27 protein-coding genes are annotated in these 19,575 nt (G+C 71.0%); 26 read left to right on the top strand and 1 reads right to left on the bottom strand.

Annotation, left to right across the window (positions count from 1 at the left end):
- Positions 1 to 2: 2 nt before the first annotated feature.
- From ACFZAX_RS33890 to ACFZAX_RS33770, 25 genes are all read left to right on the top strand, one after another.
- Positions 3 to 173, top strand: coding sequence for a hypothetical protein (locus ACFZAX_RS33890; RefSeq protein ID WP_390966572.1), 171 nt, complete (start codon positions 3 to 5; stop codon positions 171 to 173).
- The gene (locus tag ACFZAX_RS33885) at positions 173 to 2,116 is read left to right on the top strand and encodes a phage portal protein (RefSeq protein WP_390966570.1); all 1,944 of its coding nucleotides are present in this window, start codon (positions 173 to 175) and stop codon (positions 2,114 to 2,116) included. The genes ACFZAX_RS33890 and ACFZAX_RS33885 overlap by 1 nt, the downstream gene beginning before the upstream one ends.
- Positions 2,103 to 2,840: an HK97 family phage prohead protease gene (locus ACFZAX_RS33880; RefSeq protein WP_390966568.1), complete on the top strand. Its 738-nt coding sequence runs from the start codon at positions 2,103 to 2,105 to the stop codon at positions 2,838 to 2,840. Before ACFZAX_RS33885 ends, ACFZAX_RS33880 begins: the two co-directional genes overlap by 14 nt.
- A gap of 52 nt (positions 2,841 to 2,892) precedes the next feature.
- A complete protein-coding gene (locus tag ACFZAX_RS33875; RefSeq protein ID WP_390966566.1) occupies positions 2,893 to 4,101 on the top strand; it encodes a phage major capsid protein in 1,209 nt (402 codons plus the stop codon).
- On the top strand, positions 4,101 to 4,364 hold the full coding sequence (locus ACFZAX_RS33870; protein WP_390966564.1) for a hypothetical protein: 264 nt from the start codon (positions 4,101 to 4,103) through the stop codon (positions 4,362 to 4,364). Before ACFZAX_RS33875 ends, ACFZAX_RS33870 begins: the two co-directional genes overlap by 1 nt.
- Positions 4,365 to 4,377: 13 nt before the next feature.
- The gene (locus ACFZAX_RS33865; RefSeq protein ID WP_390966562.1) at positions 4,378 to 4,923 is read left to right on the top strand and encodes a hypothetical protein; all 546 of its coding nucleotides are present in this window, start codon (positions 4,378 to 4,380) and stop codon (positions 4,921 to 4,923) included.
- Between the two features lie 7 nt (positions 4,924 to 4,930).
- Positions 4,931 to 5,260 (top strand): head-tail adaptor protein, encoded by a 330-nt coding sequence (locus tag ACFZAX_RS33860; protein ID WP_390966560.1) that lies wholly within the window; start codon positions 4,931 to 4,933, stop codon positions 5,258 to 5,260.
- Positions 5,260 to 5,433, top strand: coding sequence for a hypothetical protein (locus ACFZAX_RS33855; RefSeq protein WP_390966558.1), 174 nt, complete (start codon positions 5,260 to 5,262; stop codon positions 5,431 to 5,433). Before ACFZAX_RS33860 ends, ACFZAX_RS33855 begins: the two co-directional genes overlap by 1 nt.
- Positions 5,434 to 5,489: 56 nt before the next feature.
- Positions 5,490 to 5,849: an HK97-gp10 family putative phage morphogenesis protein gene (locus ACFZAX_RS33850; RefSeq protein WP_390966556.1), complete on the top strand. Its 360-nt coding sequence runs from the start codon at positions 5,490 to 5,492 to the stop codon at positions 5,847 to 5,849.
- On the top strand, positions 5,846 to 6,262 hold the full coding sequence (locus tag ACFZAX_RS33845; protein WP_390966554.1) for a DUF3168 domain-containing protein: 417 nt from the start codon (positions 5,846 to 5,848) through the stop codon (positions 6,260 to 6,262). The genes ACFZAX_RS33850 and ACFZAX_RS33845 overlap by 4 nt, the downstream gene beginning before the upstream one ends.
- Positions 6,263 to 6,325: 63 nt before the next feature.
- Complete coding sequence (locus ACFZAX_RS33840; RefSeq protein WP_390966552.1) at positions 6,326 to 6,742, top strand: phage tail tube protein; 417 nt, start codon at positions 6,326 to 6,328, stop codon at positions 6,740 to 6,742.
- A complete protein-coding gene (locus ACFZAX_RS33835; protein ID WP_390966550.1) occupies positions 6,742 to 6,957 on the top strand; it encodes a hypothetical protein in 216 nt (71 codons plus the stop codon). Before ACFZAX_RS33840 ends, ACFZAX_RS33835 begins: the two co-directional genes overlap by 1 nt.
- Positions 6,938 to 7,339 (top strand): hypothetical protein, encoded by a 402-nt coding sequence (locus tag ACFZAX_RS33830; RefSeq protein WP_390966548.1) that lies wholly within the window; start codon positions 6,938 to 6,940, stop codon positions 7,337 to 7,339. The genes ACFZAX_RS33835 and ACFZAX_RS33830 overlap by 20 nt, the downstream gene beginning before the upstream one ends.
- A gap of 20 nt (positions 7,340 to 7,359) precedes the next feature.
- Positions 7,360 to 7,662: a hypothetical protein gene (locus ACFZAX_RS33825; RefSeq protein WP_390966546.1), complete on the top strand. Its 303-nt coding sequence runs from the start codon at positions 7,360 to 7,362 to the stop codon at positions 7,660 to 7,662.
- Positions 7,659 to 9,632, top strand: a complete 1,974-nt coding sequence (locus ACFZAX_RS33820; protein WP_390966544.1) for a hypothetical protein — start codon at positions 7,659 to 7,661, stop codon at positions 9,630 to 9,632. Before ACFZAX_RS33825 ends, ACFZAX_RS33820 begins: the two co-directional genes overlap by 4 nt.
- Positions 9,629 to 12,376: a hypothetical protein gene (locus tag ACFZAX_RS33815; RefSeq protein WP_390966542.1), complete on the top strand. Its 2,748-nt coding sequence runs from the start codon at positions 9,629 to 9,631 to the stop codon at positions 12,374 to 12,376. Before ACFZAX_RS33820 ends, ACFZAX_RS33815 begins: the two co-directional genes overlap by 4 nt.
- A gap of 12 nt (positions 12,377 to 12,388) precedes the next feature.
- Entirely contained in the window at positions 12,389 to 12,889 is a 501-nt protein-coding gene (locus tag ACFZAX_RS33810; RefSeq protein ID WP_390966541.1) for a hypothetical protein, read from the top strand.
- Positions 12,890 to 12,912: 23 nt separating this feature from the next.
- The gene (locus ACFZAX_RS33805; protein WP_390966540.1) at positions 12,913 to 13,185 is read left to right on the top strand and encodes a hypothetical protein; all 273 of its coding nucleotides are present in this window, start codon (positions 12,913 to 12,915) and stop codon (positions 13,183 to 13,185) included.
- Positions 13,185 to 14,066: a peptidoglycan-binding protein gene (locus tag ACFZAX_RS33800; protein ID WP_390966538.1), complete on the top strand. Its 882-nt coding sequence runs from the start codon at positions 13,185 to 13,187 to the stop codon at positions 14,064 to 14,066. The genes ACFZAX_RS33805 and ACFZAX_RS33800 overlap by 1 nt, the downstream gene beginning before the upstream one ends.
- Positions 14,067 to 14,111: 45 nt before the next feature.
- On the top strand, positions 14,112 to 14,435 hold the full coding sequence (locus ACFZAX_RS33795) for a hypothetical protein (RefSeq protein WP_390966537.1): 324 nt from the start codon (positions 14,112 to 14,114) through the stop codon (positions 14,433 to 14,435).
- Positions 14,432 to 14,875 (top strand): hypothetical protein, encoded by a 444-nt coding sequence (locus ACFZAX_RS33790; protein ID WP_390966535.1) that lies wholly within the window; start codon positions 14,432 to 14,434, stop codon positions 14,873 to 14,875. Before ACFZAX_RS33795 ends, ACFZAX_RS33790 begins: the two co-directional genes overlap by 4 nt.
- A complete protein-coding gene (locus tag ACFZAX_RS33785) occupies positions 14,862 to 15,251 on the top strand; it encodes a hypothetical protein (protein ID WP_390966533.1) in 390 nt (129 codons plus the stop codon). The genes ACFZAX_RS33790 and ACFZAX_RS33785 overlap by 14 nt, the downstream gene beginning before the upstream one ends.
- A 118-nt stretch (positions 15,252 to 15,369) precedes the next feature.
- Positions 15,370 to 16,611, top strand: coding sequence for a helix-turn-helix domain-containing protein (locus ACFZAX_RS33780; RefSeq protein WP_390966532.1), 1,242 nt, complete (start codon positions 15,370 to 15,372; stop codon positions 16,609 to 16,611).
- A 404-nt stretch (positions 16,612 to 17,015) separates the two neighbouring features.
- A complete protein-coding gene (locus ACFZAX_RS33775; protein ID WP_390966531.1) occupies positions 17,016 to 17,228 on the top strand; it encodes a hypothetical protein in 213 nt (70 codons plus the stop codon).
- Between the two features lie 131 nt (positions 17,229 to 17,359).
- Positions 17,360 to 17,617, top strand: a complete 258-nt coding sequence (locus tag ACFZAX_RS33770; RefSeq protein WP_390966529.1) for a hypothetical protein — start codon at positions 17,360 to 17,362, stop codon at positions 17,615 to 17,617.
- Between the two features lie 88 nt (positions 17,618 to 17,705).
- Here the strand turns inward: ACFZAX_RS33770 and ACFZAX_RS33765 are convergent, their stop codons facing one another.
- A complete protein-coding gene (locus ACFZAX_RS33765; protein WP_390966527.1) occupies positions 17,706 to 18,680 on the bottom strand; it encodes a LuxR C-terminal-related transcriptional regulator in 975 nt (324 codons plus the stop codon).
- 127 nt (positions 18,681 to 18,807) lie between these two features.
- Here ACFZAX_RS33765 and ACFZAX_RS33760 point away from each other — a divergent pair, with 127 nt between their 5' ends.
- Positions 18,808 to 18,999, top strand: coding sequence for a hypothetical protein (locus tag ACFZAX_RS33760; protein WP_390966525.1), 192 nt, complete (start codon positions 18,808 to 18,810; stop codon positions 18,997 to 18,999).
- Positions 19,000 to 19,575: the final 576 nt, after the last annotated feature.

The following is a 19,575-nucleotide window of genomic DNA, read 5'->3' as shown; positions in this document are numbered from 1 at the left end:
CCATGCACGAACGCGCCCAATGGGTCTGTGAGTTGGCGGGAGCGGCGGCCGCCTTCACGGGGGCGGTCGTGGTCGGCGCGGCCTTGTGGGGGGCGCTGGGGGCGGGCCTGGCCCTGCTGTGCCTGTCCGTGCCGCTGATCGTCGCCGGGAACCTGAGCAAGGAGGAGCGCTGATGCCGTTGATCCGCCGCCTCCTCGGGGGCCGCCAGCGCCGCAGCCGCAGCAGCATGCCCGCGCTCACCGGCCGGTCGACGTCGGCCGGTGTGTCGGTGACCCCGGAGCGCGCCCTGCAGGTCGCCGCGGTGTTCTCGTCCGTACGGCTCCTCGCCGAGACGGGAAGCATGCTGCCGGTCGGTCTGTACCAGCGGGCCGGGACCACCCGCACCCCGCTGACCGATCACCCGCTCGGCCAACTCCTGACGTACGAGGCGCACCCCGAGCTGCCCGCCGGGGAGTTCTGGGCGCAGGTCTTGGGCTGGATGCTGGTGCGCGGGAACGCCGGCGTCTACGTGGAGCGGAACAACGGCGGCCGCCCGGTCGGTCTGTGGCCGGTGGCGTGGACGAGCGTGGAGCCGCGCCGCGTGGCGGAGACCGGGGAGCGGTTCTACAAGATCACGTTGGACGACGACGAGTGGGCGCCGATCCGGGAGGACGAGGGCCTGGTGCGGGCGGAAAACTTCCTGCACTTCCGGGCGTTCGGCCTTGGCGGCGCGGAGGGCCTGTCACCCATCGGGATGGCCCGCCAGGCGGTGGGCACCGGGTGGGCGGCGACGTCGTACATCGGCGGGTTCTTCGCCCGGGACGCGTCCCCGGGTGGCGTCGTGTCCGTGCCCGGCGCGCTGAACGATGCCCAGTACGAGCGGCTGACGCAGCAGTGGACCGGGCTGCACGAAGGGTTCGACCAGTCCCACCGCCTGGCCGTCATGGAGGCCGGCGCCAAGTGGGAGAAGACCACACTGTCTCCGGCGGACGCCCAGTTCCTCGAGGTCTACAAGCTGACCCGCGCGGAGATCGCCGGGATCTTCGGCGTGCCCCCGCACATGATCGGCGACGTGGAGCGGTCGACGTCCTGGGGGTCGGGCATCGAGCAGCAGTCCCTCGGCTACGTCATCTACTCCCTGCTGCCGTGGCTGACCCGCCTTGAGCGCACCGCACAACGCCTCCTCGGCGCACCGGACTTGTACATGAAGTTCAACCCGGACGCCCTGCTGCGCGGCGACTCCGCGCAGCGCAACGCCGGGTACGCGCTCGGCCGCCAGTGGGGGTGGCTGTCGGTCAACGACATCCGGGCCCGCGAGGACGAGCCGCCCATCGAGGGCGGCGACGAGTACGTGGTGCCGCTCAACATGACCCCGGCCGGGCAGACCGCCCCGCCGGAGCAACGCGCTCTCCCCGGACCGCCGCGCACCCGCGCGGCCGACGACCCGGTCGACGCCCCGTCGCCCGAGGACCTGCCCGACTGGATCACCCGCCACTACGACGCGATCGCCGCGTTCTTCGCCGAGCAGGGCGAGCGGGTCCTGTCCGCGCTGAACCTGACGCCGGGCGCCGGCGCGGCCGAGCTCATCGACCGCGTGGCCGAGGACGAGCTGCTGACGGAGATCCTGCTGCGCCTGGCCACGGGTCTCGTCGGCGAAGTGGGCGCGGCGACGGCGGCCGAGCTCGGCGGCACGTTCGCCGTGGCCGAGACGACCGCCGCGGTGGCGGCGTCCGCAGCGGCGACGGCCGCGAACGTCAACGCCTCCACGGTGGAGAAGCTGATCCACCAGTTCACGGTGTCGAACGCCCCGAAGGACGTCCTGAAGATGTTCGACGGGATGACGCAGGCGCGCGCGAAGCAGCTGGCGCAGGCCCGCGTCGTCTACGCGAGCAACTTCGGAAGCCACGAAGGAGCGAAGCAGGCCGGGGCCCCGTCGAAGACGTGGCGGGTGTGGGCGTCGAACCCGCGCAAGACGCACGCCCGGGCGGACGGCCAGACCGTGGGCATGCGCGAGGACTTCAGCATCGGGTCGAAGAGCGGCCGGTGGCCGCACGATCACCGCCTCGGCGTGGACGAAATCGCCGGGTGCACCTGCCGACTCCAGTTCAACCGGAAGGACCCCAATGCGAACACGTGAGGTGCGGGCCTTCCCGCTCACCGATCTTGAGATCCGGGCCGCCGACGACACGGCGGGGCGCCTGCAGTTCCGCGGCCGCGCCATCGTCTACGACTCCCTGTCCGAGGACATGGGCGGCTGGCGCGAACGCATCGTGCCGGGTGCTGCGACCCGCACCCTCGGCCAGTCCCCGGACGTCCGGTTCCTCATCAACCACGACCCGAACCTCCTGCTCGCCCGTACGGCGGCCGGCACCGCGACCCTGACCGAGGACGAGCAGGGCGTCGTCGTGGACGCCGACATGGCCGACGTGTCCTACGCCCGCGACCTGGCCGTGTCCCTGGAGCGCGGCGACATCAACCAGATGTCGTTCGGGTTCTGGGTCACCGCCGACGGGTGGGCGGGCAACACGCACGAGGTGTTCGGCATCGACCTGGACGGCGGCGACGTGTCCGCGGTGACGTATCCGGCGTTCGCCGCGACGTCCGCCGAGCTCCGGTCGGCGGCCGCCCGGCACACCGGGCAGAACATCGCGCCCGAACCCGAGGCCGTGACCCGGGCGCTCGCCGAAGTCCGCGCGGGCAAGGTCCTGTCCGCGACGAACCGGCAGCTCGTGGCCGACGCCCACGACGCGCTCGGCGCGCTCCTGGAGGCCGCCGACCGGTCCGCCCCGGGCCCCCAGGCGTACCCGCACGAGCGGGCCCGCCACCGACTCCGTGAGCTCGAACTGCTCGCGCAGCTCTGACACGTCCCGGCCGACCGGCCCGGGACCCACCCACCCATCATGAGGAGAACCCATGCCCACCAGCGTGGAGCTGCGCCAGCAGCGGGCCGGCGTCGTTGAGTCGATGCGGGCCATCACCGAAACCGCCGAGGCCGCGAACCGCGGCCTCGAGGCGGAGGAGCGCCAGAGCTACGACCGGCACGAGGCCGACTTCCGGTCGCTGACCGAGCGCATCGAGCGCCAGGAGGCCGAAGAGGCACGGTCCGCGCAGATGGCCGAGCCGATCGAGCGCGGCCGCAACCGGCCCGACGACGGCGGCCGGGGCGGACAGGACCAGCGTGCCGCCGAACGCCGCTCGGCGTTCTTCCAGGCCCTGCGCCGCGGACTGCCGCGCATGGCCCCGGAACAGCGCGCCCTGGTCGAGAACACCGCCGGGGAGATCCTGGTGCCCGAGGACCTGGAGACGGAGATCAACCGGTCCCTCCCGGACCTCACGATCATGCGCCCCCTCGCCTCCCAGCGGTCGGTCACGACCAACCGGGTTCGGCGCCGGTCCCTGTCCGAGGTGACCGTGGGTTGGGGCAAGCTGGAGACGAACGAGCAGGCCCTGGCCGACTCCATGCCGTCCACGCCGACGGACGAGTACACCTACATCGAGGACCTCTACGGGCTGGCGAAGGTCGGCGAGGACGAGCTGGACGACAGCGACGTCAACCTGGACGCCTTCATCCGCGACAGCTTCGCCCGGGCGTGCGCGGAGGCGGAGGACACCACGTTCACCATCGGCACCGGGCACGCCAACCACCAGCCGGTCGGCTTCATGACGGCGGCCGGTGGGGTCCCCACCGTCACCGCCGGCGCGGCGGCCGCCATCACGGTGGACGACATGAAGCGGCTCATCTACGCCACCCCGGCGCAGTACCGGCGCAACGGCCGCTTCGCGCTGCCGTCCGTGACGGAGCTCGCCCTGTCCCTGGTGAAGGACGACAACGGCCAGTACCTGTGGCAGCCGTCCAACCAGGCCGGCCGCCCGAACACGTTCCTCGGCTACGCGATCGAGAACCAGGAGGACATGGCCGCCGTCGCCGCGTCCGCCCGGGCCGCCGCGTTCGGCGACTTCAACGCCGGATACCGGATCTACGACCGGCAGGGGATGACCGTCAAGGTTCTCACCGAGTTGTACGCCGAGGACGGCATGATCGGCTGGAAGATCCGCAAGCGCGTCGGCGGCGACGTCGTACGCCCGCAGGCCCTGCGCATCCTCGTCATGAAGGCGTCCTGATGAGGATCCGGATCATCGCCCCCGGCAGCGTTTCCGACGGTGCCGGGCTGCGGGCCCAAGGCGGTCAGATTGTCGACGTCGCCGAGGACCTGGCCCGCGGGTGGATCGCCGCCGGCCACGCCGAGGCCGCCCCCGAGGAGCGCCGCACCGCGGGCAGGACGGGGAAGCAGGCGGCGACGCGGCGCGCTCCTCGCAAGGCCGCCGCCGCGTCCCCGGCCGCGCCGGACGCTTCGGCCCCCGGCGACGACGGTACGCAGACGTAGGCAGGAGGACGTCGTGGCAGAACCATGGGCCTCACCCGAGGACCTGCGCATCCTCCTGCGCCTCGACACCATCGACCAGGAGCAGGCGGCCGCGGCGATCACGGCGGCGCAGACCGTCGTCCGGGGAGGGTTGCGCCAGCACGTCGACCAGGTGCACGACGACGTGCTGCACCTGGTCGGCAACGGGTACCCCGTGCTGAACCTGCCGGAAATGCCGGTGACCGGCGTCGCCTCGGTGACCGTGGACGGCACGGCCCTCGAGGCGGCCGGCTACCGGTGGAACCGGCACGGCATCCTGCGCAGACTCGGCGGCCGCTGGCCGCTGGACGCCGACATCGCCGTCACCTGCACCCACGGGTACGACCCCGTCCCCGAGGTCGTCGCGCGCGTCACCGTCCAGGTCGCCGCCCGGGCGTGGGTGAACCCGAAGGAGGCGGTGGGGTCCGAGTCGCTCGGCGACTACTCGGTGTCCTACGACAAGGCGCGCACCGGGCAGGCCCTGACCGAATTCGAGGACCGGATCCTGGAGCCGTACGCGCGCGGCCCGGCCAGCCGGTAGGGGGCCCGTGGACATCGCGCATCTCCTCAACCGGCAGCTGACCGTATGGCGGACCGTCACGACCGACGACGGGTACGGCGGCCAACAGACCTCCCACGTTCAGACCGGCGCCGTCCCCGCCAAGGTGGACCAGCCGTCCGCCTCCGAACGGGTGCTCGCCCAGCAGGGCGGCGTCCCGCACTCCCACACCGTCTACCTGCAGCCGTCCGCCGACGTACGCCGCGGCGACGAGCTGCGCGGCGGCGGCCAGGTCCTGCGGGTCCTGTCCGTCGTCACCCCCTCGGCGCCCCTGTACCGCCGCGCCGAATGCGAACTCCGAGAACAGGAGAACACCTGATGACGGACACCGCTCCGAGGCTGCCCCTGCCGACCGACTCACTGGAGTGCCGGCAGATCGCCGAAGCCGCGCTCACCTCCGGCGACCCCGCAACGGCCACCGGGTGGGCGCTCCTCGCCATCGCGGCCGAGCTCTCCCAGGCACGCCGCGACCGGCGCAAGGCCGCCCGCTGATGGCCCGCCGACGAGGGGGCCGCGGCGGCCCCCGGAGGCAGACCCGCAGCAGCGGCGTGCAGGTCTCCGTCCAGGGCCTTGACGCGCTGCGTGACCGCCTCGAGGAGCTCGCCCCGACGCTGCGGGCCGCGTGCCACCGGGCCCTCGTCCAGTCCGCCGAGGCGATCCGCGACGACACCGCCCGGGCCGTACGCGTCGACACGGGAAACCTGCGGGACAGCGTCAAAGTCCGCACCCGCAACAGCGAGCTGGTCGCGGAAATCGGGTGGTGGGACCGCGACGACCGGTACGCCAGCATCCACGAATTCGGCACCCGCCGGATCCCGGCCCGGCCGGCGCTCGGCCCGGCCACCGAGGCGGAGCGGGCCCGGATCGGAGCCCGGATCCAGGCCGAGGTCAGAAGGGCGCTGGGATGACGACGGCTCCGTTCCCGATGCTGCCCGTCCAGGGCGCCCTGGTCGCCGCCCTGCGCGGTGACACCGGCCTGTCGGCCCTGATCAACGGCGTGTACGACTTCACCCCCGAGGACGTCCCGTATCCGTTCCTTGTGGTCGGCGAGGCGGTTGAGACGCCGGACAACCGGCACGGCGGGTTCGGCCGGCAGACCGTGGCGACCCTGCACGTGTGGTCGCGCTACCGCGGCTACGCCGAGGTCCTCCGCATCGGCGCCCGGGTCACGGACCTACTCGACCACCAGCCCCTCGCCATCCCCGGCCTGGACTGGATCGCCACCCGGTTCGAGTTCTCCCAGACCCTCACCGACCCCGAACCCCCCGGCGACATCCGGCACCTCGTGCTGCGCTTCCGGATCGTCACCGAACAGCACTGACCACCACACCCACCGAGCCCCGCGCCGTTATGGCCGGGGCTCTCTGCATGCCCGGAGGACCCCATGGCCGGTATGGACGGCTTCGGTACCAAACTGCTGCGCGGCGACGGCGCCACTCCCTCGGAGGCGTTCGAGGAGATCGCCGACGTCACCAACCTCTCCGCCCCGGGCCTGTCCCGGGAGACCATCGACGTGACCTCGCACGGGAGCGAGGACGGCTGGATGGAATTCGTCGGCGGCCTCAAGGACCCCGGGGAGGTCAGCGCCGACGTCAACTACCAGCCCACGCTGCACGACGTGCTGGTGGGCGACTTCGAGGACGCCAACCCCCGGAACTACAAGATCGTTTTTCCGGACGAGGCGGCGACCGAGTGGAAGTTCCCGGCGATCCTGACCGGCTTCGAGCCCGAGGCCCCGTACGACGACAAGGCCAGCGCCTCCCTGACCTTCAAGGTCTCCGGCAAGCCCGTGATCACCTGATGCCCGCCGAGCTGATCACGGTCGTCCGCGAGGGACTGACCGCCCGCATCGTCATCGACGGCGTGGAGCTCCGCGCGGACGTCATCGCCCGCGACTCCGTGACCGTCCCCGTCGACCCCGACGAAATGCCCTGCGTCTACCTGGCGCTCACCGCCCTGCGCGTGGACGTCGTGAACTCCGAGAGGAAACAGCCCGATGACCCTGCTGACTGCTGACCAGATCACTGCAGCCGACGACCGGTCGTGGGAGGACGTGACCGTGCCCGAGTGGAACGGCACCGTCAGGGTTCTCGCCCTGTCCGGCACCGACCGCAACGCCTACCAGGCCAGCCTCGTCGTCCTCGGCCCGAACGGGTCGGTGCAGCGCATGAACCTCGCCGACCAGTCCGCCCGGCTGCTCGCGAAGAGCCTGGTGGGCGAGGACTTCCAGCGCCTGTTCACCGACCGGGACGTCAAGGCCCTCGGGGCGAAGAACGGCGCCGTACTGCACCGCCTCTTCGAGGTCGCGCAGCGCCTGTCCGCGCTCCGCAAAGAGGACGTGGAGGCGAAGGCGGGAAACTCCGGCGCCGCCCCGAGCGGCGCTTCTACCACCGACTAGCCCTCGCGCTGGGATGCACCGTGCCCGAGCTCCTCGCCCGGTGCAGCAGTGAAGAGCTCGCCGAGTGGATGGCGTACGAGCACGTGACCGGACCCATCGGGCCCGAGCGCCTGGACGTTCTCTTCGCGACGCTCACCGCGACCGTCTCCAACACGGCCCGAGGCAAGGGCAAACGGGCCCGCGAACCGCAGGACTTCCTGCAGAAGTGGGACCAGGGCGCCGCCCGCGAACCAATGGACTGGCGACAGATGCTCGCCGTCGCCCACGAGTTCACCAGCCGCACGAACGCAACCACCCAGCGCGTTGAACGGAGGCCGCGGTGACCCTCGAAGAGCTCCTCGTCACGGTAGGAATCGACACCGCCGAGTTGACCAGCGGGGCGGAGGGCGCCGCCGCCGAGGTGGAATCCAGCCTCGGCGGCATCCAGGCCGCCGCCGCCGGCGCCGCCGTCGGCGGCCTCTTCGCCGCGGGCCTGGCGAACGCCATGGACGCCAGCGCGGCGAACTCCCGGCTGACCCGCCAACTCGGCTTGTCCGAACAGGAGGCGGCGCGCGCCGGCGCCGTCGCCGGAGATGTCTTCAGCGCCGGGTTCGGCGAGTCCATCGACGGCGTGAACGAGTCCATCCAGGCCGTCGTCTCCTCGCTGGGCGGGATGAGCAAGGTCACCGACGCCGACCTGACGTCCATGACCACATCGGCCCTGATGCTCGCGGACACCTTCGAGCTCGAGGTCGGCGAGTCCGCGAACGCCGCGGCCGCGATGATCCACAACGGCCTCGCCAAGGACGGCAAAGAAGCGTTCGACGTTCTGACCGTCGCCGCCCAGTCCCTGCCCGCGAGCATGCTCGCCGACATCCCCGCCACCGTCACGGAGTACGGCAAGCACTGGGCGCGGATCGGCCTCGACGCGAAGGACGCGTTCGGGATGATGTCCCAGTACGTACAGGCCGGCGGCCGGGACATCGACCAGGCCGGAGACGTGCTGCACGAGTTCCAGCGCATCACGTCCGAGGAGACCGGCAAGGCCGCCGCCGCCTTCAAGGGCCTCGGTCTGCCTGCAAAGCAGATGTTGGCCGACATCCACACGGGCGGCGCCCCGGCGAAAGCCGCCCTGCAGACCACCATCGAGGCGCTGCGCGGCGTCAAGGACCAGGGCAAGCAGTCCGCCCTGGCCGTCGAGCTCTTCGGCGACATGGCCGGTGAGGGCGCCGACGCACTCTGGGCCATGGACCCGGCGACCGCCGCGACCTCCGGCGGCATGGCGCACGTGGCCGGCGCCGCCGAGGCAGCGAACGCCGCCATGGCCGCGAGTCCCGCACAGGCGTGGGACTCCCTGATGCGAACCGTCGCAACCACGCTCGGCGAGTACCTGGCCCCGGCCCTGAGCGCCGTAGCCGGATTCCTCAAGGAGAACCCTGGACTGATCAAGGTCCTCGCCCCCATCCTCGTCGGACTGGCGGCCGCCATCGGTATCGCCGTCGTCGCCCAGTGGGCCTGGAACACCGCACTCTGGGCGTTCCCGGGCACCTGGATCATCGCCGGGATCATCGCCCTGATCGCGATCATCGTGCTGATCGTCGTCTACTGGGACCAGATCGCCGCCGCGACCGGCGCCGCCTGGGACTGGATCGTCGGCAAGCTCGCCGCAGCCTGGGGCGCGATCATCGCGTCGTTCGCCCACGACTGGGGGCTGGTCAAGGCGCTGGCCCTCGCCGCCTGGGACTACGTGGTCGGCCAGGTCGCCGACTCCGTGGCCGGCATCCTGGCGTTCGTCAACTTCCTGGGCGCGATCCCGGGCAAGGTGAGCGGCTGGTTCGGGTCCGTGATCGCGTTCGTTGCCGGACTCCCGGGGCGCATCCGCTCCGCCGCCTCCGGCATGTGGGACGGCATCACGGACAGCTTCCGGTCCATGGTCAACAACCTGATCGCCGGTTGGAACGGGCTCTCCTTCACCATCGGCGGAGGGTCGATCGCGGGCATCCACATTCCGAGCCTCACCCTCGGCACCCCGAACATCCCCTACCTAGCCGACGGCGGCCTCACCACCGGGCCGACCCTCGCCATGATCGGCGAGGGCACCGAGCAGGAAGCTGTACTCCCCCTGTCGAAACTCGACGGGATGATGCGCTCCGTCGCCGGATCCGTACGCGCCACCGGCGGCACCAGCCGCACCGTGCTGGAGATCCGCGACGACGGATCCGCCGCGAGCAGCTTCATCGTGTCCGCCCTGCAGCGCGCCGTCCGGACCGACGGCCGCGACGACGTCCAACTACTCCTGGGAGGTGCCCGATGACCGCGTTCCCCTTGGACCGGCGTACCGAGATTTACCCGGCAGGCGGCCCGTGGACCGACATCACGAACCGCGTGTACGAACGGGATCCGATCACGATCACCCGCGGCGCCAAGGGGGAAACCGGCAAGGTCGGCCCGGGACGCGCCACGCTCACCCTGAACAACCGCGACGGGCGGTTCAGTCCGCGAAACCCTCTGTCCCCGTACTTCGGGCGGATCGGCCGCAACACCCCGATCCGAGTGTCCGTCCCGGGACCAGAGTCCTACCTGTCCCTCGACGGAACCACGGCCGGCGTCGCATCCACCCCGGACGTCGCAGCCCTCGACATCACCGGGGACATCGACCTGCGCGTAGAGGTGACCGCGGACTGGACAACGCCCAGCGCACAGACCCTGATCGGCAAGTGGACCTCCGCCACGGCGCAGCGCAGCTACGCGCTCCGGCTGGAGAACAACACGCTGGTTCTGTACTGGAGCACGGACGGGGTCGCCAACTTCTTCGTTCAGTGGCGGCTGCCCGCGCTCCCGCGTCGTGCAGCGCTCCGAGCCACTCTCGATGTCAACAACGGGGCCGGCGGGTGGACCGCCGCCGCGTACTGGGCAACGTCGCTGGACAGCGCGTGGACCGGGTTCGGGACCTACACGACCACGGGAACGACCAGCATCTACGCGGGTACCGCGCCCCTTCAGATCGCCCCCGTGGCCATCAACGGCCACGCCCCGGTGCAGGGGCTGATCCACCGCGCGGAAGTCCGGTCCGGCATCGGCGGCGCGGTGGTCGCTCGCCCAGACTTCCGGGCTCTGGCCGAGGGCGCCGTGTCCTTCACCGACTCGGCGTCCCGAGCATGGTCGGTGACCGGGACCGCGCGCGTCTCCAACCGGGCGTACCGGTTCGTCGGCGAGGTGGCCACCTGGCCGACGAAGTGGGACGCGTCGGGCCGCGACGTGTACGTACCGATCGAGGCGTCCGGCATCCTGCGACGCCTCGGCCAGGGGCGGAAACCCTTGGCCTCGACGCTCCGCCGGAGCATCCCCCGGGCGGCCTCGCTGCTGGCGTACTGGCCGATGGAAGAGGGGGCGGCCGCCACGGCGGCGTCCAGTCCGCTGGTCGGGGTGCGACCCCTTCAACTCACCCGCGCCACCTGGGCGTCCGCGAGCACGCTGGCGTCCTCCGATCCGCTGCCCGTCCTGGCCAGTGAGGGCGGGGCGCTGGCACAGATGACCGGGTCCGTGCCCGCGCCGACGGGTTCGCCGACCGGGTGGCGGGTGCAGTGGGTGTACCGGCTCGACAGCCCCAACAGCGTCATGTACACATTCATGCGGATTGCGTGCGCAGGCGCCACGATCGCCGAGTGGTTCATCCAGCAGTCGTCCACCGGGTCGCGCATCCTCGGCCGGGACGCCGCCGGCGCGGACATCGTGACCGCGAACATCGGCACCGGCCTGGATTTGTACACGCAGTGGAACTCCGTATGGCTGCAGCTGGAGCAGGTCGGCACGACGGTCCAATGGGACATCTACTGGCAGGACGTGGGCGGCACCCCCGGGCATTTCGGGTCCTCGTATTCAGGCACCATCGGCCGCGTCCGGACCGTAGGCGGTCCCGAGGGCGGGTACGCAGCCGCGCTCGACGGCATGGCCATCGGGCACATCAGCGTTTTCGGCGCATCGACTACCGCGGCGTTCGCCGGCGCGCTCACCGCCTACGACGGCGAATCCGCAATCAACCGCATGGGGCGGCTGGCAGCAGAGGAACCGATGCTCCCGCTGACGTGGACGGACGGCGACGCCACCACCGCGTCCGAGGCCATGGGCCCACAACGGCCAGCGGAACTTCTTGTACTGCTGGAGGACTGCGAGGCCACCGACGGCGGCCTGCTGCTGGAGCGCCGCGACCGCCTCGCGCTCCACTACCGGGACCGGACCTCGCTCTACAACCAGCCGCCCGGCCTGATCCTCAGCTACACGGCACCGGGCGAGTCGCGCGAGCTCGAACCGGTGGAGGACGACCAGGCAACCCGCAACGACGTCACCGTGGAACGCCAGGGCGGCGGATCCGGGCGGGTAGAAATCACCTCGGGACCGCTGTCGACACTCCCTCCGGAGCAGGGGGGTGTTGGCGTCTACGACACGTCGGTGTCTCTGTCGCTCGGCAGCGACGACCAGGCCCCGCAGATCGCCGGGTGGCTGGCGCACCTTGGCACCGTGGACGAGCCCCGGTACCCGTCCGTGCGCGTGATGCTGCATGCAGCGCCGCGCCTCATCCCGGCCGTGCTCGGCCTGGAGCTCGGCGACGTCCTGCGGATTGACGACCTGCCCCACTGGCTCCCGCCGGAACCCGCGCTTCTCCTCGCACGCGGGCAGACCGAAACCCTCGGCCGGTACACCTGGGACGTGGTCTTCACCACCGCCCCCGGGCGCCCGTGGACCGTCGGCGTGTACGACGACGCGGTGCGCGGCCGGTACGACACCGGCGGGTCTCAGCTCGCTGCGGCGGCCAGCTCGACCGCACCGACCCTGTCCGTGGCGTACACGGACGGCACCCGGTGGGTCACCACGGCCAGCCACCCGAGCAGCTTCCCGTTTGACGCCGTGGTCGGGGGCGAGCGGGTCACGGTCACCGGGATCACCGGCACCACCAGCCCGCAGACGTGGACGGTCACCCGCTCCGTCAACGGGATCGTGAAAACACAGAGCAGCGGCACCGACGTCCGCCTCGCCGACCCCACCGTCTACGCACTCTGAGGAGGCACCACCATGCCGGACATCCGGCTCGCCGGGGAGCGGATCATCGCCGCGACGGAGAACGCCCGCGCTCCCTTCCACCACAGCTACACGGCGCTGACGACCAACGCGACAGCGGACCCGAGCGGCGTAGAGACGGTATGGCTGACCACGCCCCCCGCCGTGTTCAAGGCGGGGCGCGCCTACCGGGTGACGCTCAAGGGGTTGGCCGTGGCGACCATCGCCAACACGGACTGCCAGCTGCGCGTTCGACGCGCCGCCCTCGGCGGATCGCTGTTGCTCGACACCTTCCGCTTCCCGCTCCCGAGCACGGCCAACGTTGCTTTCTACTTCGGCAACGTCTTCGTCGTCACGGGCTCGACCAACCTGACGGTTTCTCTGGTCGGCACGATCAGTCGTGCGTTCGGGAGCGGCCTCGTCACCGTCAACGCGTCCACGACGAACACCGCCTACATCAGCACCGAGGACGTCGGGCCCGCCTCGGACTTCACCGGCGCGCCCGCCCTCACCTGACCCCCTGAACAGAAAGGTCAACCATGATCACTCCACCGGAGTACGACGCCGGGTATGACCGGTGCACCGTCGCCGTCGCCAGCCTCGACGGCGGCATATCCCTGATGTACGCCCTCACCCCGGCGCAGGTCGACGCCTGGACCGACGAGGCACTGCGCGAGAAGGTCGGGGCCGTCAAGGACGCCGTCGCCGCCCTGCTGCCGGTCGGCACGGACATCCAGGCCAGCATCAGCTGGGGACGGTCCCAGTCCCTCACCGTGATGCAGGAGTCCGGCGTCGTGAAGGGGGCCAGCTGATGTCTACGCCCCTGTCCGCCGATCAACTGCTCAAGGCACTCCGCGCCGAGGGCCTCAACGTCGTGGAGTACAAGAGCTGGCGCACCAACAACCGTGACCACAAAGGCCCCTGGGGGCCGGTCAACGGCGTGATGATCCACCACACCGTCACCACCGGCGTCGCGAGCTCCGTGGAGCTCTGCTACTCCGGGCACTCCGAGCTCCCCGGTCCGCTGTGCCACGGCGTCATCGACAAGGAGGGCACGGTCCACCTCGTCGGCAACGGCCGCGCCAACCACGCCGGGCTCGGCGACGACGACGTGCTTGCCGCGGTCATCGCCGAGCGCGCGCTGCCCGCGGACAACGAGGCCAACACGGACGGCAACACCCACTTCTACGGCTTCGAGTGCATCAACCTCGGCGACGGCCAGGACCCGTGGCCGGCCGCCCAACTGCTGGCGATCGAGCGGGCGTCCGCCGCGATCTGCCGTGCGCACGACTGGGACGAGCGCTCGGTCATCGGGCACCTGGAGTGGCAGCCGGGGAAGGTCGACCCGCGCGGCTTCACCATGAACGCGATGCGCCAGCGGATCGCCGACCGCCTCGAGGACGAGCCGCCGACAGCCCCGGCGGGTACCGGGAAGCCGGCCCCGACGTACGAGCCGTTCCCCGGCGCCAGCTTCTTCAAGGCCGGGCGCACCAGCCCGATCATCACGGCCATGGGCAAGCGGCTCGTGGCGGTCGGCTGCGGCCGGTACAAGGTCGGCCCGGGGCCGTCCTGGTCGGAGGCTGACCGCCAATCCGTCGCTGCCTGGCAGCGCCACCTCGGCTACACGGGGTCCGACGCCGACGGCATCCCCGGCCCCGCCTCGTGGGCCGCACTCCACGTCCCCAACGTCTGACCGACCGCGTCGCGGCCGGACTCCACCAACCGAAGGGAGGCCGGCATGAGCGCCGGTCTGTTTATCTCCACCATGCGCACCGTCGTACCGCTCGCCGCCGGGTGGCTCCTCACCCTCGCCGCGTCGGCCGGGTTCGACATCGACTCCACGACCGTTACGAGCGCCGTGGCGCTCGTGGCCGCGCTCGTGTACTACCTCCTGTTCCGGGTCCTGGAGATCGCCGGTCAGCGGGCACAGGGCACCGTCCTGCAGACCATCGCCGGTCTGGCCCTCGGGTGGGCGCGGCCGCCGTCGTACCCGGACCTCGAACCGGCCCTTGACCCGGTTGACCCGGCCGGCCTCGCGAGCGGATCGCGGGCCCTGTCGTGACGGGGGCCGCGCTCGCCCGCCGAGCCTGGGCCCGGCTCAGCTGGCGCGGCCTCACACTCGCCACCTCCGGCATCGCCTGGATCTCGTACGGTGCGAGTCTGGCCGTGCAGCCCCGGTACGGCACCGTGCGCGGGATCCAGGTCCTCCTCGGCCTGGCCCCCATGCCGGTGTGGGGATGGGCGTGGATCGTGGCCGGGGCCGTCGCCCTGGCCTACGCCGTCGCCCGCCCGGGGCGCGATCTTCCCGGAGTGGCGGCCGCGATGGCACCGCCGCTGCTCTGGGCCCTCGCGTACGCCCTCGGCGGCGCCTCGGGGACGTCGGCGACAGCTTGGGGCGCCGTCGCCCCGTGGGCGACGCACGCCCTCGGGATCTCGATCGTGGCGTACCTGACGCGGCCGCGCCTGATCGTGCCGGTGGTGGTGGCCCGTGGAAACCGGTAGCACTTGGCTCGGACTTGCGTGCGTGGTCGTCACCACGCTCGGGACGGTGGGCGGCACCTGGCTCGGCCGGACCCGTGTCAAGGAACAGGAAGTCGACGGCGAGGGCCTGCCGGGAGCCCCGCCGCAGCCGGAGGGCACGTGGACGGTCAGCCCCGAGATGTACCGGTGGTTCCAGGACCAGATGACGGCGCTGCACGGCCGGCTCCGAACGCTGGAAGACGCGGAGCGCGAGGCCCGGACCCGGGCCGACCGCACGGATCGGCTCCTCGGCCTGGCGCTCGACCACATCAGCGTCCAGGACGAGCGGCTCCGCGCCGCCGGGATGCCGCTCGTACCGATGGCCCCCGAGCTGGTCGCCGCCCGCGACGCCCGCTGAACACTGCCCCCCGCCCCGGCTCCGGCCGGCGCGGGGGGCTCTTCTTCATGTCGGGCGCGCAGAAAGGGCCTTGCCCCATACCCTGGCAGTGACGAGCTGGACAGAGAGGGGCAAGGCCATGCCGTTCGATGCTACCCCGGACCCGCACACAGACCCGATTGCTTTCGGTCAGCGGCTCCAAATTCTCCGCACCCGCCGGGGCGTGACCCGCGACCAGCTGGGCGGATTGATGGGCCGCTCCGCTTCATGGGTGAAGGGAATCGAGACCGGGCGCCGGGGCGTGCCCCGCCTGGAGGTCGTTCTCCGGCTTGCTGAGGTTCTCCGGGTGCAGACCCTTTCCGACCTGACCGGAGACCAGACCCCAATGCCGCTCTTTACCGGGCCGGGACATCCTCGGCTCCCCGCGGTGCGCGCCGCGATCGACGCCTTCCCCTCAGGCCAGGGCTACGCCGCACCCACCGCTGGCCACCTCTCCGCCCGCCTCGCTCGTGCGTGGGCCGCTCGGCACACCTCGCCGCACCACCGCGACACAGTCGGCGCACTTCTCCCCGCGCTGATCAGGGACGCGCAGGCGGCCGTTCGGCAGGCAGACACCGGTTCAGCGTGGCGTGCGGCACAAGCGGTCCTCGCCGAGGTCTACGCGCTCGCGCAGTTCTTTCTCTCGTACCAGCCGGACCCCGCGCTGGTGTGGCGGGTCTCCGAGCGCGGGATGATCGCTGCCCAGCAGTCCGAGGACGCGCACGCCATCGGCGTCGCCGCCTGGCTGGCCGCGCAGGCACACCGCGACCGCGCCCACTACGACGCAGCCGAGCACGTGGTGGGGGAGGCGCTGCGCTACCTGGAGCCGCTCCTTCGCGAGGGCACCGAACCGGTTCGGGCGATCTCCGGGGCGCTCCAGTTCGAAGCCGCCTACACGGCGGCGCGCCGGGGCGAGACCGGCACGGCGTGGCGGCACTGGGACGAGGCACGGCAGACCGCCCGCAGGCTCCCCGGTGACTACTTCCACCCGGTGACCAGCTTCGGCCAGGCCATCATGGGCGCGCACGCGGTCACCGTCGCGGTCGAGCTGCACGCCGGCGGCGAGTCGGTAAGGCAAGCCGCAGCTGCCGACGCGACGACGATTCCGTCCCGGCCGCGCCGTGCTCGACACCGGATCGAGCAGGCGCGCGGCTACCAGCTCGACGGACAGCCCGACGTAGCGCTCGCCACCCTGGCGCAGGCGCACGAGGCTGCCCCGGAGACCATCCGGTACAACGGATACGCGAAGCGCATTGTCCTGGAGGAGACGCAGGCGAAGTCGCCTGACCGCCGGCGCCGCGCCTCGGCTCTCGCGGTGCAACTCGGTCTCCTCGCCGCGTAGTCGAAGGGGTGCAATGTGCGCCCCTGGATCCCCGAGAACGCCCTCACCCTTGTGTGATCTGACCGCACGACCACCCAGGGATGAGCGGATGAGCGATCGAGAATGTACGTACTGCCCGAAGGCCGGCGCTGATGTGTGCGTCCGCATGCACATCGCGTCCTCCGGCTCCGGCACTGCCGTGTTTGCACACGCCGCGTGCGCCGAGCGTCGTGGCGATCGGGTTCTGTACCGAGTCGTGCCCGAGGCTCCGGCGGTGGCCAGGTGACTACCACTGAGAAGCCCTTGACCGCCGGAGACCGCGCATACCGCGCGCTGATCATCCACACCGGGCGGTGCGCACGGTGCCGCTCCGGCCAACCTTGCGTCACCGAGGCAACGATGAGCCGGCGTTGGAAGGTGGGCCGATGACCCGCATCTGCGTCGACTGCGACCGCGCGATCACCGGCAACGCGATCGTCGCCGCCGAGGGGCATTCCGCCTCCGGCGCCCGTGAGGACATGTACGCGCACGCGTCGGGCGACCCGGAGTGCACCGTGCGCACCGGCCAGCGGGGAGTGCTTCACCGGGCCCTCGACGCCGTGGCGCTCGCTCCGCCGAACCGGCCGCACCGAGGGTGAGCACCGCCGACAGCGAGCAGGATAGGGCCGTGATGTGTCCTCACTGCCGCACTCCGATGGCCGCTTACAGCGACACGTCGTTCCGCTGCACGACGTGTTCACGGACCGCCACGGCCGGGGACAGTCCGGCCGTGATCGAAGCTCGGGAGGGACAGCTGCAGATGGCGTTGCACCTCCTGGACGGCGCGCTCGCTCACCTGGACGGGCCAGCGCTGCTTGACCGCGAGATCACCGATGAGATGGAGGCACGCATGGGACAGAGAATCGAGACGCAGGGCTGCACGGCCGGTTGCGGCGGCACGATGTACAAGACGGTCGACCTGGACGACGCCGGCAATCCGACGAGTTCGACCACCTGGGTCTGCGGCAAGTGCGGGGCGTGCGCGTAGCGGGCCGCTGACGGCTCCCGAGCCGGGGCCCGCTGACGACCGCCTCTCGCGCGGTGGGCCGTCAGCGGGCCTCTTCTGTTTCCGGCGCCTACGGCAGGTCGCGTTCTTTTGTGCGGCCCCACCAGACCAGCAGCTGGTACAGGGTGGCCATTCCGAGCCGGTCGCGGAGGTCCGCCAGAGCGACACCGATTGTCCGTTCGCTCAGGCCGAAATGCTGGCCAACCTGCGTTTGCGAGTACCCGGATTCGAGCTCGCGGAGGATGGCACGCTGACGCGCTGTACTCGCCGCATCGGCGGTCGCGCGAGGAAGTTGCTGCCATGGAGTGCTCCGGTCCCAGAGCATCCCGAAGATGCTGCGGCCCCACGCCACCGCGCTCCGGTCGGAGACGTGCCAGCCCGCGTGAGGCGCAGCCTCCGGTACCACGAGATTGTCGATGAACAGATGACGCTGATCGACCACCACCATCCGCGGGAACGGGCGCGCGTAGACGCGGACCTCGACCCCGGCGTCCACGAGAAGGTCCACATGGGCTGCAGTCTGCTCGTGGTCCACTGCGCGGGACGTGTAGATCGTCCGCACCCGGACGCCACGCCGGCGTATAGCGGCAGTGTGTTCGACGCCGACCCGCAAGACCTCCGGGTCTCGATCTGCCGGCTCGCCCGGCTGTGCCGTGAACAGCTCGGTCGTTGCGTGATTCGCGAGAGGCTCGATCCTTGCGTTCATCAGTGCTTGGGTTGCCAGGAACTCGCTGCCGGGGCCGCCGTACCACCGATGCGGTTGGAACTGCGTGCCGAACTCCTCGATGACGGGTATCTGTCGGAGGGTGGTCACCGCCGCGGCGAGGGTTCCGGCCACTTGGGCGAGCGACTCGCGGGCGACGCCGTGGGGGTCGCGTGCCAGGTAGCGATCTGGGGCGTACGGATCCTGATCTATGAGGCCAAGTTCGGCCAGTCGCCGAGCGGATTTGGGGTCGGTAGCTTGCTCTCCAGCAGCGACCGAGCGGTATGTTTCGGCATCCTCGGGACGCAATGTTCGACCGGCCGAATCGTCAACTTCGCCCATTCTTCCCCCATTTGTAAGCATCTCCGGAATCAGCAACTTCGGATTCCGGAACCCCCGAAACCCTATGCACTGGTTTGCTTAAAAGAGAAGATCCTTCGGTACGGAAGATCTACCGAAGGGAACGATCATGACCAGTATTCGAGCACGGCTCGGCCTCGCCCTCGGGGTGGGCATCCTCGGCATGGGCGCCGTCGTGGCCGGAGCGGTGACGGCATCCGCCGATCCCGCGCCGGCGCCCACGACGGTTCAGGAGACGTCGGCCACGGTCACCGTGACCCCTACTCCCACGCCGTCGACGGACGACATCGGCTGGGGCTGACCTACCCGTGGGGGCACCGGTGAGAGAGCGTCAGCGCCAGAGCCACAGGCGCCCTGCCGGAGCGCCCACCGCGGTACTGCCGCCGCGGTACGGACCGAGCGACATGCTCGCGCCGTACCGCTGGCGGCGCGGAGGCTCGTGCTTCCGCTGTGGCGACGAGGGGCGCCAGGTGGCGGCCGTCGCGGCCGTCGCGCAGGTTGAATTCCTGATGTGCAGCAGCTGTGTCCTCCGTGAAGAGGAGAGCCGAGCCGCTCGCGCTGCGATTCGGGGTGAGCGGTATACCCCGGGGCGGATCGGCGGCCCGCCGTAGGGCGGGGAGACCGGGGAGAATCCTGGGAGATGATCAAGCTCGGGAGAGCTTCGCAAGCCTCCTAGGACCAACGCAAACCAACGCGCCCCGGCACTCGACTGAGTGCGGGGCGCGTGGTCATTTCTGGCAACACTCTGACCAGTGAGCGGTATAACCGCAGGTCAGACAGCTACTGCTTAGCGCTCGACTTCACCGGCGATGAACTTCTCGACGTTCTCGCGGGCCTCGTCGTCGAAGTACTGCACCGGCGGGGACTTCATGAAGTA

Origin of the sequence: Streptomyces sp. NPDC008125 (assembly GCF_042957125.1) — a bacterium.
Taxonomy (GTDB): Bacteria; Actinomycetota; Actinomycetes; order Streptomycetales; family Streptomycetaceae; genus Streptomyces.
The sequence above is the reverse complement of the archived record's forward strand: the minus strand, read 5'-3'. Positions and strand labels throughout refer to the sequence as shown.

Bases quoted from the DNA above. Each gene is read 5' to 3' on its own strand.
- ACFZAX_RS33890 (WP_390966572.1), top strand. From the start codon at position 3: ATGCACGAACGCGCCCAATGGGTCTGTGAGTTGGCGGGAGCGGCGGCC.
- ACFZAX_RS33885 (WP_390966570.1), top strand. From the start codon at position 173: ATGCCGTTGATCCGCCGCCTCCTCGGGGGCCGCCAGCGCCGCAGCCGC.
- ACFZAX_RS33880 (WP_390966568.1), top strand. From the start codon at position 2,103: ATGCGAACACGTGAGGTGCGGGCCTTCCCGCTCACCGATCTTGAGATC.
- ACFZAX_RS33875 (WP_390966566.1), top strand. From the start codon at position 2,893: ATGCCCACCAGCGTGGAGCTGCGCCAGCAGCGGGCCGGCGTCGTTGAG.
- ACFZAX_RS33870 (WP_390966564.1), top strand. From the start codon at position 4,101: ATGAGGATCCGGATCATCGCCCCCGGCAGCGTTTCCGACGGTGCCGGG.
- ACFZAX_RS33855 (WP_390966558.1), top strand. From the start codon at position 5,260: ATGACGGACACCGCTCCGAGGCTGCCCCTGCCGACCGACTCACTGGAG.
- ACFZAX_RS33845 (WP_390966554.1), top strand. From the start codon at position 5,846: ATGACGACGGCTCCGTTCCCGATGCTGCCCGTCCAGGGCGCCCTGGTC.
- ACFZAX_RS33840 (WP_390966552.1), top strand. From the start codon at position 6,326: ATGGCCGGTATGGACGGCTTCGGTACCAAACTGCTGCGCGGCGACGGC.
- ACFZAX_RS33835 (WP_390966550.1), top strand. From the start codon at position 6,742: ATGCCCGCCGAGCTGATCACGGTCGTCCGCGAGGGACTGACCGCCCGC.
- ACFZAX_RS33830 (WP_390966548.1), top strand. From the start codon at position 6,938: ATGACCCTGCTGACTGCTGACCAGATCACTGCAGCCGACGACCGGTCG.
- ACFZAX_RS33815 (WP_390966542.1), top strand. From the start codon at position 9,629: ATGACCGCGTTCCCCTTGGACCGGCGTACCGAGATTTACCCGGCAGGC.
- ACFZAX_RS33810 (WP_390966541.1), top strand. From the start codon at position 12,389: ATGCCGGACATCCGGCTCGCCGGGGAGCGGATCATCGCCGCGACGGAG.
- ACFZAX_RS33805 (WP_390966540.1), top strand. From the start codon at position 12,913: ATGATCACTCCACCGGAGTACGACGCCGGGTATGACCGGTGCACCGTC.
- ACFZAX_RS33800 (WP_390966538.1), top strand. From the start codon at position 13,185: ATGTCTACGCCCCTGTCCGCCGATCAACTGCTCAAGGCACTCCGCGCC.
- ACFZAX_RS33795 (WP_390966537.1), top strand. From the start codon at position 14,112: ATGAGCGCCGGTCTGTTTATCTCCACCATGCGCACCGTCGTACCGCTC.
- ACFZAX_RS33780 (WP_390966532.1), top strand. From the start codon at position 15,370: ATGCCGTTCGATGCTACCCCGGACCCGCACACAGACCCGATTGCTTTC.
- ACFZAX_RS33775 (WP_390966531.1), top strand. From the start codon at position 17,016: ATGACCCGCATCTGCGTCGACTGCGACCGCGCGATCACCGGCAACGCG.
- ACFZAX_RS33765 (WP_390966527.1), bottom strand. From the start codon at position 18,680: ATGGGCGAAGTTGACGATTCGGCCGGTCGAACATTGCGTCCCGAGGAT.
- ACFZAX_RS33760 (WP_390966525.1), top strand. From the start codon at position 18,808: ATGACCAGTATTCGAGCACGGCTCGGCCTCGCCCTCGGGGTGGGCATC.